Below are 13,787 nucleotides of genomic sequence, written 5' to 3' on the forward strand. Positions count from 1 at the left end.
TTCATGAAACAATATTTGTCATTCTCAGAAGAAGTAAAAGCTGCAAAAGAGAAAGGGCTACCAATCGTAGCGTTAGAATCTACAATCATTTCACACGGTATGCCATACCCACAAAACGTTATTACAGCACGTGAAGTAGAACAAATCATTCGCGATAACGGTGCAGTACCAGCAACAATTGCTATTTTAGATGGTAAAATCAAAATCGGTCTTTCTGATGAAGAGTTAGAAGTATTAGGTAACTCACCAGACGTAGCAAAAACATCTCGTCGTGACCTTGCTTATTTATTAGCAACAAAACAAAAAGGAGCTACAACAGTGGCTGCAACAATGATCTGTGCAGAATTAGCTGGCATTGAAATGTTCGTAACAGGTGGTATTGGTGGTGTTCACCGTGGCGCTGAAACAACAATGGATATTTCAGCTGACTTAGAAGAACTTTCACAAACAAATGTAGCAGTAGTATGTGCGGGTGCAAAATCTATTCTAGATATCGGATTAACTTTAGAGTATCTTGAAACAAAAGGTGTTCCAGTAATCGGTTATGAAACAGACTTAGTACCAGCATTCTACACACGTGAAAGTGATTTCGCTGTAAACTTCCGTGCAGATAATCCTGAAACAGTAGCAGAAACTTTACGTGCAAAATGGGATCTTGGACTTAAGGGTGGAGCAGTAATTGCTAATCCAATTCCAGAAGCTGATGCAATGGATCATGATTTCATCACGAACATCATTGAAACAGCATTGCAAGAAGCTAAAGAAAATGGTATTAGTGGTAAAAAAGTAACTCCATTCTTATTAGGTAAAGTAAAAGAATTAACAGAAGGCAAGAGCTTAGTAGCTAATATCGCATTAGTAAAACATAATGCTGTAGTAGGTTCTAAAATTGCTGTAGCTTTAAATAAATAATTAGATGAAAAAAGCTAGGAACAAAGCCATTATATTATGGCTGTTCCTAGCTTTTTTATGATTTTCGAAGCGAGCCTAACTCACTTACGATTGCTTGCATTTCACTTGGGCTAAATGCATCGCGTTTCATAACCATTTCATAAAGATAGACAAGGTCTTCGTATTGCTCAGTATCAAAATGCTCTGGTTTCATTGCATCAGCATTAACCATACGAAGTTTTTCTTTGATCATATCAATCATATAGATGACATTCTCAGTAGAGGGTTCAGTTAAATTCATTGGATTCCCTACCTTTCGTTACATACATAGTATCATTTCATGCAATGAATTGAATGTCAATTACAAATTGATTAGGCTTTTGCAGATTGCTCAGCTTTATTATTTAATTTTTCTTCTTTCTCTTCTTTTAGCTTTTCTTTAATACGTTTCGTTTCAAAAACAACTATCCCTGATAAGCCAATAAGGCCAATTAAATTTGGAATAGCCATTAAACCATTTGCAACATCGGAGAATGTCCAAACGATATCAAGTGGAATAGTCGCACCGATATATACGAAACCTACAAAAATAATGCGGTAAATTAAAAGAGCAAAAGGATTTTTAAATAAATATTGGAAGCATTTCTCTCCATAGTATGCCCATCCTAAAATAGTTGAAGAAGCAAAGAAAATTAATCCGATTGCTACAACAATTGGTCCCCAACTACCTAAGAAGTGACCAAACGCTTGAGTTGTAACTGCATTAGCTTCTAATTTTGGGTTTGTATAAACACCCGACATAACAATTGTTAAGCCAGTAATTGAACAGATTAAGAATGTATCAAAGAAAACCTGTGTCATTGAAATAAGTGCTTGTCGACCAGGTAAATCTGTTTTTGCAGCAGCCGCAGCAATTGGAGCAGAACCTAGACCAGCTTCATTGGAGAATACTCCTCGAGCAACACCGTAGCGAATTGCCGCACCAATTGCACCACCTGCAGCAGCTTCTCCAGAGAATGCCATTTTAATAATTGTCATAAATGCTTCAGGTACTGCAGTAATATTCATAATAATAATGATTAATCCAGATACTAAATAAAATAAAGCCATAACCGGAACAAAAACTGCAGTTACTTTACCGATAGATTGAATTCCACCTAAAATAACAAGGCCTACAAAAATAGTTAAAATAATACCAGTAATCCATGGATCAATTTTAAAAGTAGAATTTACAACTCCAGCAACTGAGTTAGATTGTGTACCGTTTCCGATACCAAATGAAGCCAAAACACCAAATAAGGCGAATAATACAGCTAGCCATTTCTGTTTAAGACCATGCTCAAGATAATACATCGGTCCGCCAGCCATTTGTCCCTTCGAATCTTTTACGCGGAAGCGAACTGCTAAAATAGCTTCACTATATTTTGTTGCCATACCGAAGAATGCAGAGAACCACATCCAAAATATAGCACCAGGTCCACCGAGAATAACTGCTGTTGCAACTCCAACGATGTTCCCGGTACCCACTGTAGCAGCAAGTGCTGTTGTCAATGCTTGGAATTGTGAAATATCGCCTTCAGCATCTGAAGCGTGTTTTTTAGAAAATACAAGTCTAAGAGCTGTTGGTAATAGTCTAAGTTGTAATGCACCCACTCGAATAGTGAGATAAATCCCTGAACCGACGATTAAGACAATTAATGGGATTCCCCATAGAAAGCCTGATATTGATCCTAAAATTTCATTTAACTTATCCATTTAATAATTCCCCCGCATCCACTTATTTTTGTAAAAAATTCCTCCCATTTCTATTAATTTCCCTATCGTATACTATTATTCTTAATTTTCTGTCTATAAGTCAAGAAATATTTTTTAAAGAGATTACATTGTATAGCCATCACTTTAGTTTTATTGTTAAAGTAGAAGGGCATACTATTTCAAAGGGATTAAATGCAAGGAGGAATTTTTAATGTCGAATAAGTTATTTGTAGGAATCACAATTGGTGCAATTGCTGGAGCAGCAATTAGTATGTTGGATCGCAGTACTCGTGAGAGCACATGTAAAAAAGCTAAAAGCATTTCAAATGATGTTAAGTACTATGCAAAAAATCGTGATGAATTTGTTGAAAAAGTACAAAACAAAGTGGAAAAGTATCAAACTTTATATGATTCATTTTCAACAGAAAAAGATTATTTAATGGAAAAAGTTGATGAGATTCGAACATATACACCACAAGTGAAAAATCTAATAGAGGATACTAAAAATGCGTTTGTATCTCCAAAGGAAAAAGAGGAAGATCCTAACATAATTCATCTTTGATCTGAACAGAGGGGGAGAGATCAATGAGTAGAAAAAATCGTGATGATTCAAGGTCTTCAACTGTATTTAATAAAGTAAAGATGATGCAAATAGAGAAAAAGGGTAAGGATGAAAAGGTTAATGATATAACGACATCAAAAGGCTTTTTGATGGAGTTTATACACCGTATAAAAAATGCAGATATTACGGGATTTAGTGCGCAGTTAGCGTATTTCTTCCTATTATCTTTTTTTCCATTACTCATTTTCTTAGTGACATTACTGCCGTTTTTAAATATTGATCCAGATCAAATTTACTTGTTTTTGAATGCCATTTTACCTGATCAAGTGTACTCATTGATAAATGGGACAATTAGTGAAGTTTTAGAAAATAGGAACGGTGGATTATTGTCGATAGGTATTATCGGTACGATTTGGTCAGCATCTAAAGGTGTAGATGCGTTGATCAAATCGATAAACCGTTCTTATGATAAAGACGAAACAAGGCCATTCATCATAGCGAGATTTGTATCGGTTATTTTCACGTTTTTATTAGTAGGATTGATTATTGTGGCATTGTTACTATCAGTCTTTGGTAAGCAAATTGGTGTTATACTATTCTCTTACTTTGGGTTAGAGGTGGATTTCCTAAAGATTTGGAATAGTATTCGTTCGATCATACCACCGCTATTGATTTTCACAGTATTAACAACGATGTATTGGATTGTACCTAATATAAAGTTGTATTTACGCAGTGTATTACTCGGTTCGGCTGTTGCGACGGTCGCATGGATAGTATTATCTTATGGATTTTCTTACTATATTAGTAATTTTGCGAATTACTCTGCAACGTATGGTAGTATCGGGGGAATTATCATATTAATGTTATGGTTATATTTCACAGGCATGATTTTAATGGCCAGTGGACAAATTAATGCCATTATGCAGAAGAGACTAGAAATATTGGGAGTACGAAAAAAAGAGTGACCTTAAATGGTCACTCTCTTTTTTATATGTTTTTATTTAACAGTCTCAAACCGTTTAAAATTACTAAAATTGTACTACCTTCATGTCCGATAACACCTAAAGGTAGATCTACTGCTTGTAGGAAGTTTGAGATAATAAGCAAAGCAATGACCGAAATAGAAAATGCAATATTTTGCTTAACGGTTTTTTGCATTTTACGCGACAGTTTAATAGCATAAGCAATTTTAGAAAGGTCATTTTTCATCAATACAACATCCGCTGTCTCTAATGCAACGTCCGTTCCTTCACCCATTGCAATCCCTGTAGTAGCTGTTGCAAGTGCAGGGGCATCGTTAATACCGTCACCAACCATTCCGACATGTTTGTACTTAGCCATTAAATCTTTCATATGTTGTACTTTTGTTTCAGGCAAGCACTCTGCAATATAAGCATCAACACCTGCTTCATTGGCGATCACTTTAGCGGTATTCTCATTATCCCCAGTTAACATAATTGTGTGAATACCTAGCTCTTTTAGAAGAGCAATTGCACGTTTTGCTTCTTCACGAACCGTATCTTTCATTGCAGCGATGGCAACAATTCCTTGTTCATCACGAACGAAAATAACAGTTTTACCTTCATCCGCTAATGTAAGTGCAATCCCATTAGCAAAATGCATTGCATCTTCGCGACCAACGAAATCAGCTTTCCCTACTTTATAAGCAATGTTATCTACAACTGCTTTCATACCCCAACCAGGAACATCTTCAATTTGAGCTTTATCGAAGGATTTTACTCCTTGTTGTTTCGCAAAAGCTGTAATCGATTGTGCAAGAGGGTGATTTGATTGTGATTCAATACCAGCGACTATAGAGAGCATTTGTTGTTGATCGATACCTTCACGAACTATAAACTCAGTGACAATTGGTTTACCTCGTGTAAGTGTTCCTGTTTTATCAAATGCGATGGCGTTTAATACACTTAAGTTTTCTAAGTGAACGCCACCTTTAAATAGAATACCGCTTTTTGCCCCATTAGAAATGGCAGATAGAGTAGCTGGCATTATAGATGCTACTAGAGCGCAAGGTGATGCAACAACTAGTAATACCATTGCGCGATAAAAGGTAGTTGTCCAATCCCAATCAAGTATGAAGTGGGGGATGAACATCATTAGCAAAACGGCGATTAAAACAAATTTTACATAAGTACCTTCAAAACGTTCAATAAATTGCTGAGAAGGTGATTTCTCATCTTGAGCAGATTGAACAAGGTCAATGATTTTCTGGAATAGTGATTCGGAGTTTGGTTTCGTCATCTCCATTGTCACTGCACCACTCATATTGACAGTCCCTGCAAATACTTCGTCACCTTCAAGCTTAGTAACAGGAATTGCTTCGCCACTAATCGCAGCTTCGTCAATCGCGGTAGTACCTTCAAAAATTATGCCATCAGCTGGAACTCTTTCACCTGGTTTAATAAAAAGACGGTCACCTTTTTTTAGAGTAGAGACAGAAACGCGAGTTAGTTCACCTTGTTCATTTACTAGCCATGCTTCTTCAGGTTGTAAATTCATAAGTGCTGAAATTTCTTTGTGACTTTTATTCATTGCGTATGTTTCAAGTGCGCCACTTACTGCAAAGATAAAGATTAAAATTGCGCCCTCAGTCCAATAACCAATAATTGCTGAACCGATTGCTGCTAAAATCATAAGGAATTCTACATTTAATTCCTTATTAGCAATTGTTTCTTCAACACCTTCTTTTGCTTTTGCGAAGCCACCAATTATAAATGCAAGGACATAAACAAGTATAGATAAAGTGTTCATATCATTTTTTCCTAGTAACCAAGCAATTAATATGAAGACACCTGAAGAGAGAGCTGCAATGAGTTCAGCGTGTTCCTTCACATTCTCAATTAGCGAGTGGTTTTGTTGTTTTATAGTTTCCATTGTTAGACCTCCTGATAATGAATATCAATATCAAAACCTTTATTAATAAACAAAACTGGCTTGCCACAAGGGCTTACCAGTTATTTTTACAATCATTTTCAATTTAGAATTATTATAACATAGAGGCGATAATTGGGGAAGTACATTGTTTAATAAATGTTAGTTTAAGAGAAAATGTGAATGTGGAAAATAAAAAAACTCTCGAAAACTATAAATAGTTCCCAAGAGTTACATATAGATTCTATTAGAATACGCGTTCAGCGTGTAGTGCTAATTTATCAAGAGAAGATTTTTGAACATCTGCGTGTAATGAGTTACCGTGAGAGTCCATTGTTACAACAGCTGTGAAACCTTCAACTGATAAGTGCCACATTGCTTCTGGAATACCGAATTCCATTAAGTCTACGCCATCGACTGATTTGATACAATCCGCATAGTATTGTGCAGCGCCACCGATTGCATTTAAGTAAACGCCACCATGTTCAGATAAAGCAGCAAGTGTTTTTGGTCCCATACCGCCTTTACCCATAACTGCGCGGATACCAAATTTTTTCATAATATCGCCTTGGTAAGGTTCTTCACGGATAGAAGTTGTTGGCCCAGCAGCTTTTACTGTCCAATTATCATTTTCGTCTTTCGCCATTACTGGACCACAGTGGTAAACGATTTGTCCGTTTAAATCGACTGGAGCGTCATGACTCATTAAGTGATGGTGGATAGCGTCACGGCCAGTATACATACGACCAGTGATTTTAACTACATCACCAACATTTAATGAACGAATTTGTTCTTCAGAGATTGGTGCTGTTAATTCAACAACTTTTTTCTCCGATTTTGGTTCTTCTGTTTGTGGCTCGTCTTTGAAAGAGATTTTTTCGCCGTCTTGGTAATGCCAGTTTTTGATCTCACCAGTAGTAGCATCAACATCAATTGCCATACGACGGTAAGCCCAACAGTTATAAGCTACAGATACGTAGAACGATGCTGGGATACGGTTCATAACGCCAACTTTACAGCCAAGTAATGTTGCTTCACCACCGAAGCCCATTGTACCGATACCTAATGTATTAGCCTTTTCAAGTATGTAATCTTCTAATTTAGCCAGATCAGGGTTTGGATTTGTATCATCAACATTACGGAATAATTGTTCTTTCGCTAAATCATATCCAGATGAGCGATCTCCACCAATCCCAACACCGATGAATCCAGCTGAGCAGCCTTGTCCTTGTGCTTGGTATACAGAGTGAAGAACACATTTACGGATACCATCTAAGTCACGACCAGCGCGTCCAAGTCCTTCTAATTCAGTAGGTAAGCTGTACTGAATATTTTTGTTTTCACAGCCGCCACCTTTTAATATTAACTTAATTTCGATGAAGTCATTTTCCCATTGTTCAAATTTCATAACAGGAAGACCTTCACCTAAGTTATCACCGCTGTTTGCACCAGTTAATGAGTCTACTGAGTTTGGACGTAGTTTAGCGTCAGCAGTAGCACGAGCGATCGCCTTTTTGATAACCTTTTTGATTTCAATTTGGTTTACACCAACAGGAGTTTTTATTTTGAATGTTGGAAGTCCAGTATCTTGACAGATAGGTGAAATATTATCGTCAGCCATATGAATGTTAGTAGCGATTGTATCTAAACTCATAGCAGCACGAGTACCAGCATTTTCAGCATCTTTCGCTTTTTTTATTGCGCGGCGTACATCTTTTGGTAAGTTTGTAGATGTTTCAGTTACTAAATCATAAATGCTTTGTTCAAGCTTTTCTAAATTCATGTAAATTGCCCCCTCAAATAAGGAAATGTTTTAATTCCAATACTCATTATACCCTTTTCAAAATATGAAAAAAAGAGCGTGAATTCACGCTCCTTTTTTTACTGATAAAAATTATTCATTTTCACTAATTAGTTTTCAGGTCTGTCATTGAATTGATCCATTTTTTCTTCTAAATCGTCCATCATCTGAATAAGACGATCGATATCTTCTAATTCAGTAGTTTCAGGGTCAATTGCGTCTAGCACTTCTAAAAAGATTTGAAGACGTTCTTTTAGGTAGGTCACTTGTTGATCTTTATCTGTAATTGATTTACCCATCATTACACCTCATTTCTTCTACCCAATAGTAGCTGATTTGTATAGTTTTTTCAATTGAATTACGGAAATACTAGGACTTATTAAATGTTTTAATGTTATTTGTATTTAGAAAATTTACATTATTTAAGTATTATGGTAAAGTGAATACAAGAATATGAAAGGAGAATAATTAGAAAAGCAAATTAAAAATCCAGTAGTAGATGGAGGGAGATAGCAGTTAACGGCGAACTACCGCTAAGGATTTAAAGGCAACTGCAAATTAAAATGAATATTAGTTATTGTTAGAGGGCTCAGTACACATGTTATCAATGTGAACTGGGCCTTCATTTTTTATGGGAAAAATCATATCAGCTTCCAACCGAGTTATGATAATATTGTACAAGAATTAAGTGGTACCTATATTGATATATATATTCGCAAGGAGGAAGAAATGGAGCATAGTATTAATTTTGAAAAGAGAAGATTTTGGATTTTGGTAATTATGGTCTCCATTTCAGGCTTCTCTCAAGGTATGTTATTGCCGCTTGTGTCGGTGATTTTTGAGCAGGATGGTGTTTCTTCTGCTTTGAATGGTTTGAATGCAACAGGTTTATACATTGGCACATTATTAATAGCTCCTTTTATAGAACAACCGTTACGCAAATTTGGATATAAACCAATTATTGTGATAGGTGGAGCTCTCGTCTTTTTATCTTTACTCATGTTTCCGTTATGGAAAAGTATAACGTTCTGGTTTATATTACGATTGCTGATCGGTATTGGGGATCATGCATTGCATTATGCAACACAAACGTGGATTACAAGTACGGCTCCAGCAAATCGACTTGGTAAAAGTATCGCAATTTATGGCTTATCATTTGGTATAGGTTTTGCAGTAGGGCCTTTATTTGTACCATTGATGAACGTTTTCGAGGCACTACCATTTATCGTGTCATCGCTTCTTTGTTTAGTAGCATGGTCACTTATTTTCTTATTGAAAAATGAGCGTCCAGAGGCCATTCAAATGACAAATGCAGATGAAAAAGCATGGGGACGTTATGTGTCGACCTTGAGATATGCTTGGGTAGCATTTTTACCACCATTTTGTTATGGCTTTTTAGAATCTTCATTAAATGCATTGTTCCCGGTTTATGCACTACGACTATCATTTGATGTAGCGATGTTATCTTTTATTTTAGCAGCTTTCTCAGCGGGAGGGATTATCTCTCAAGTGCCATTAGGTATGCTTGGAGATAGGATTGGACGTCGTAGAATTCTATTAATTGCCTTAGCAGGTGGAGGAACGATTTTCGGTATTGGCAGCTTTCTTGAGGGATCTGAAATTTTAGTAGCACTTGTCTTTTTATGTGCAGGGTTATTTGCAGGTTCATTATTTTCATTAGGAATTACATATATGACAGATTTAACTCCAAAAGAATTGTTGCCAACTGGTAATTTATTATGCGGTATATTTTTTAGCTTAGGTAGCTTGAGTGGACCATTTTTAGGGGGATTTTATTTACAATTTGTAACGCAATATAGCTTCCTTTTACTTGTATCAATCATGTTACTTAGTGTGTTTTTCATTTCTCTAATTGGTGGAAGAACAGTAAAGCGAGCTATATAATTTAGGGTCTTTGTTACTTTATATGTAACAAAGACTTTTTGATTTGAAAAATTAAGAAAAAAATCAGATTTCCTTTAATCTTCCTTCATTTCTATTTGGTTTAATAGAAGTGAAAGGAGATGTTTCAGGTGAAGAAAAGAAAGTTGAAATTAAGAACTAAATTAGTGATGGTTCTATTAGTATTAGGTTTACTATGGATTGCTAATTTATTTATAGATGAAAGGCAACAAATAACACAGGCAGAATCGGGGCTATTCAGTGAAAACGCCATTTTAGTTGATTTAAATAGTGGAAAGGTTTTGCTTGATAAACAAAGTGAAATGGAAATATATCCTGCATCTTTAACGAAAATGATGACCGCCATTGTAGCAATAGAGAACTTACCTGATTTAGAACAACGAATCACAATACCGGATGATATATTTGATAAGATTCGTGCTGAAAATGCTTCAGTAGCAGGTTTTGTATCACAAGAGCAAGTAACAGTACGTGATTTATTATACGGGAATACTTTACCATCTGGAGCAGATGCGTCGATTAGCTTAGCTATTGCAGTTTCAGGTTCAGAGAATGGCTTTGTAAAGTTAATGAATGATAAGGCAAAACAGCTTGGTATGAATGATACGCATTTTATGAATGCTACAGGTTTACAAGATAAGGAGCACTTTTCAACTGCTAAAGATCTATCGAAATTACTACGTTATGCTTTACAGGATGAAACATTCTATAAAGTGTTTACAGCAAAGCGGTATACTACTTCAGCAACAAATGTACATCCATATGGCATTACTTTTAATAGCTCAATGTTTGAAAAGCTACCCGCTACTACTATTGAAGGTGGAATGATTTTAGGTGGTAAAACAGGCTATACAGATAAAGCGGGGCTTTGTTTGGCAAGTTTAGCTGAGAAAGATGGTAAGCAGTATATATTCATTACAACGGGAGCACCTGGAGATCATAATACGGAGCAGTTTAATATGACTGATGCGATTGCGGTTTATAATCAAATATTCTAATGATTTGGATTGTACTTGTGGGTGCAGTCCTTTTTTCGTTGCGGCTGTGATGTTGTCACTATATGATAAAGATAATGAATAATTCGAATATAGTGGAAAAGGAAGTGTGCAATGATTATTGAGACACGTGAAAAAGCAGATTTCGAAAAGGTTTGGCAAGAAGGGATGAAAGATTGGTCTGGGAAGATGCCAGAGCGCATGGTCAATGATGCTTTAGAAGAGCAATTTTGGGCACAATATATTCAAAAAAATGCTGGTAAAGAGACAGATCCTTATGCAGAGGGTATCTTTCAAACCATTAAAAAGTTCATTGACCAAACTGATACGGTTCTAGAAATCGGACCTGGTTGGGGGAATTATACTTTTCCACTTGCCAATCATGTGGAGAAGCTAACTTGTGTAGATAGTTCGGCAAGTATGATTGATTATTTGCAAAATAAATGTGCTACCGATAATTATAACAATATTTCCTTTATTCATGAGAAGTGGGAGGATTATAAGAGAACTGAGCAATATGATATTGTCTTAGGAATGAATTGTTTTTATCGTATATATGAAATAAAGAGAGCGCTACAACAAATACATAATAGTGCCAAGAAGTTAGCCATCATTGGTGTGACCTTTGCACCGATGCGACCACATTATATAGATTTACAAAATAACTTTGGCTATTTGTTAAAGTACCCTAGAAGAGATTACATAGATTTGATGAATATTCTCTATGAATTGGATATCCATGCAAATTGTCAGATAGTAGATTTGGAGAAAACGTATACGTATGATTCTTACGACGAGATGATTGATGCTAACAGTGTGAAGCTATTGACGCCAAATGTAGAGCAGTCAAGAGTTGAGGAAGCTGTGCAGAAGTATGTTGAATACAAAGAAGGTAAATATATTTATAAGCATCAATTTAAAGCTGCTCTTTTGTATTGGAGCCCTAGTCAATAAAGAAGAAAGCCGTCCTCATTAAATAGAGGACGGCTTTTGTCTACTTATTTTAGTTTAAATTGTGCAATAGATGATTTTAATGAATTAATTTCATTCGATAACTGCGATGCAGATTTAGCCACAATATCCATGACATGTTGCTGTTCATCAACCGAAGCAAATACTTCCGTAGAAGCTTTGGCATTTTGATCACTTACTTCAGCAATGCTTTCAATCGCAAAAGTAAACATCTCCGTAGAAGCCATTAATATATTAACGCTCTCTGTGACGTTTTCGATGGATGAAATGATGGTACCTACATTTGATTTAATATCCTCAAATGACATTTCTGTATTTGAAACAGCTATATTTTGTTCTTTGACAATCAAAGATGTTTTGTCAATTTCTTGGTTTGCAAGTAAGGTTTCTTGTTCAATACCACGTAACGTTTGTTGAACACTTTCTGTGGATGCTGCAGTCTGTTCAGCTAGTTTTCTGACTTCGTTTGCTACAACAGCAAATCCTTTACCATGCTCACCAGCTCTAGCAGCTTCAATGCTTGCATTAAGAGCTAGTAAATTTGTTTGGGCAGAGATTTGATTAATCGTTTGTATAATATTCTCAATATCTTTCATTTTGGAAGATAGGGATTGAAATACTTTTTGTACATGCTCTACTAAGTCAGCTGATTTTGTTGATTTCTCTTTTAATAAAGTTAAATTATTTAGCCCTTGTTCATTTGAATTTTGCATCTGTTCTGAAGACTGTTGCATAAATTCATTTTTTTGATATAGATTTTTTATTTGTTCTGAGATACCCATAATAACTAGTTTTGTTTCCTCAGCATCTCTTGCTTGCTGTAATGATCCAGCTGAGACATCCGACACAGCACGCGTAATTTCTGTTGTAGAAGCAGTCGCCTCTTCGGATACAGCGGTTAATGTTGATGAGGCATCTTGTATATCATTTATCGTTGTATCTACTTCACTTATTAAGGTTTTTAATTGTGTTACCATCACATCAAAATGAGTATTCAATTGTCCTAACTCATCTCCGCGATTTACTTCATGTAATTGGACAGTTAAGTCACCCGTAGAAATCTCTTTTACCTTATTCGTTAGTCTTAAAATAGGATTACCAAAATGTTTAGCTAATAAGTACATAATTATAGTCGCAATGATAAGTGAGGCGGTAAAGGCTATCCCCATGACAATAAGTAAATTTTGAGCGGATGAGTTAAAGTCTTTTTTGTAGCTACCGGCACTTATAACCCAACCCCAGTTTGGATCGATTTCGGCATATGTAATTTTTTCAGCAAGTTTCTTTTCATCTTCAGGTAGATGGAATGGATATTCGACAAAACCACCACCTGCTTTTGCGTTTTTAATAATTTTCTGGATAAAATATTGTCCATTACTGTCTTTTAACTCCCACGATTGTTGATTTTCAATATTGGGATGGGCAAGCATTAAGCCATCTTCTTGCAAAATGAAAATATAACCACTTTCACCTAAATCACCAGGATATGTAATCTCTCGATGTCCATCCTCTGTCTTTTTACCAATGATTTGAATCTTTACAGCTTCTTGCGCATCTTCTAGGGACAAGTTTCCTTTCTGTACTTCAGCATCTAGTGAAGAGATTAGCTGCATCGTCGTCTGGACACTGTTTTTCACAATCGTTTCACCTAATTTATCCATATTAGATTTTGCACTTTGGTAACTGAAAAAACCAATAATGATACAAGGTATTGCGACAAGAAGTAATGAATTTAACATGAGCTTCCATTGAATAGAGTTACGTATCCTTTGCATTGAGCCCCCTCCTTAATAGTAAAAAATCTGTTAATACTATTATGGATTTGTAAACTATGATAATCAATGAGAAAAAATGCAGAAAAATGTAATAACTTGTCGAAAAGTAGCTATAAATGTGTTATTTTAGTAAATTGTACTGTGTGATAAGTAGGGAAATATACTTTTTTTATTAAAATGATTTAGGGATTTGAATCTATAGAAGGGGGTAATAAGTAATAATA

12 protein-coding genes are annotated in these 13,787 nt (G+C 35.7%); 6 read left to right on the plus strand and 6 right to left on the minus strand.

Annotated features, from left to right (window positions below; genetic code table 11):
• Window positions 1-3: 3 nt before the first annotated feature.
• Window positions 4-912, plus strand: a complete 909-nt coding sequence (locus MHH85_RS00630) for a pseudouridine-5'-phosphate glycosidase (RefSeq protein ID WP_340705653.1) — start codon at window positions 4-6, stop codon at window positions 910-912.
• A gap of 55 nt (window positions 913-967) precedes the next feature.
• On the opposite strand, the gene MHH85_RS00635 is transcribed toward MHH85_RS00630, so the two are convergent.
• Window positions 968-1,192 carry a DUF1128 domain-containing protein gene (locus MHH85_RS00635; protein WP_340705654.1) on the minus strand — a complete coding sequence of 75 codons (225 nt, stop codon included), beginning with the start codon at window positions 1,190-1,192 and terminating at the stop codon, window positions 968-970.
• Window positions 1,193-1,263: 71 nt separating this feature from the next.
• On the minus strand, window positions 1,264-2,646 hold the full coding sequence (locus tag MHH85_RS00640; RefSeq protein ID WP_340705655.1) for an alanine/glycine:cation symporter family protein: 1,383 nt from the start codon (window positions 2,644-2,646) through the stop codon (window positions 1,264-1,266).
• Between the two features lie 211 nt (window positions 2,647-2,857).
• Here MHH85_RS00640 and MHH85_RS00645 point away from each other — a divergent pair, with 211 nt between their 5' ends.
• Together MHH85_RS00645 and MHH85_RS00650 are read left to right on the plus strand one after the other, a co-directional pair.
• Window positions 2,858-3,208 carry a YtxH domain-containing protein gene (locus MHH85_RS00645; RefSeq protein ID WP_053418826.1) on the plus strand — a complete coding sequence of 117 codons (351 nt, stop codon included), beginning with the start codon at window positions 2,858-2,860 and terminating at the stop codon, window positions 3,206-3,208.
• Window positions 3,209-3,231: 23 nt separating this feature from the next.
• On the plus strand, window positions 3,232-4,173 hold the full coding sequence (locus MHH85_RS00650) for a YihY/virulence factor BrkB family protein (protein WP_193737507.1): 942 nt from the start codon (window positions 3,232-3,234) through the stop codon (window positions 4,171-4,173).
• Between the two features lie 22 nt (window positions 4,174-4,195).
• On the opposite strand, the gene MHH85_RS00655 is transcribed toward MHH85_RS00650, so the two are convergent.
• The 3 genes from MHH85_RS00655 to MHH85_RS00665 all read right to left on the minus strand — a co-directional run bounded on the left by MHH85_RS00655 (window position 4,196) and on the right by MHH85_RS00665 (window position 8,197).
• Window positions 4,196-6,100 (minus strand): heavy metal translocating P-type ATPase, encoded by a 1,905-nt coding sequence (locus MHH85_RS00655; RefSeq protein WP_340705656.1) that lies wholly within the window; start codon window positions 6,098-6,100, stop codon window positions 4,196-4,198.
• Window positions 6,101-6,344: 244 nt separating this feature from the next.
• Complete coding sequence (locus MHH85_RS00660) at window positions 6,345-7,880, minus strand: fumarate hydratase (protein ID WP_340705657.1); 1,536 nt, start codon at window positions 7,878-7,880, stop codon at window positions 6,345-6,347.
• Window positions 7,881-8,008: 128 nt separating this feature from the next.
• Window positions 8,009-8,197, minus strand: a complete 189-nt coding sequence (locus MHH85_RS00665) for an SE1561 family protein (protein ID WP_038178566.1) — start codon at window positions 8,195-8,197, stop codon at window positions 8,009-8,011.
• A gap of 430 nt (window positions 8,198-8,627) precedes the next feature.
• Between MHH85_RS00665 and MHH85_RS00670 the strand changes: the two genes are divergently transcribed.
• The 3 genes from MHH85_RS00670 to MHH85_RS00680 all read left to right on the plus strand — a co-directional run bounded on the left by MHH85_RS00670 (window position 8,628) and on the right by MHH85_RS00680 (window position 11,770).
• Window positions 8,628-9,803, plus strand: coding sequence for an MFS transporter (locus tag MHH85_RS00670; RefSeq protein ID WP_340705658.1), 1,176 nt, complete (start codon window positions 8,628-8,630; stop codon window positions 9,801-9,803).
• Between the two features lie 128 nt (window positions 9,804-9,931).
• Complete coding sequence (locus MHH85_RS00675) at window positions 9,932-10,819, plus strand: D-alanyl-D-alanine carboxypeptidase family protein (RefSeq protein ID WP_340705659.1); 888 nt, start codon at window positions 9,932-9,934, stop codon at window positions 10,817-10,819.
• A gap of 111 nt (window positions 10,820-10,930) precedes the next feature.
• The gene (locus MHH85_RS00680) at window positions 10,931-11,770 is read left to right on the plus strand and encodes a class I SAM-dependent methyltransferase (protein WP_193737503.1); all 840 of its coding nucleotides are present in this window, start codon (window positions 10,931-10,933) and stop codon (window positions 11,768-11,770) included.
• Window positions 11,771-11,814: 44 nt separating this feature from the next.
• Here the strand turns inward: MHH85_RS00680 and MHH85_RS00685 are convergent, their stop codons facing one another.
• Window positions 11,815-13,563, minus strand: a complete 1,749-nt coding sequence (locus tag MHH85_RS00685) for a methyl-accepting chemotaxis protein (RefSeq protein ID WP_340705660.1) — start codon at window positions 13,561-13,563, stop codon at window positions 11,815-11,817.
• Window positions 13,564-13,787: the final 224 nt, after the last annotated feature.

Origin of the sequence: Viridibacillus sp. FSL E2-0187, assembly GCF_038006425.1 — a bacterium.
In the GTDB taxonomy this organism is placed as follows: Bacteria; Bacillota; Bacilli; order Bacillales_A; family Planococcaceae; genus Viridibacillus; species Viridibacillus arvi.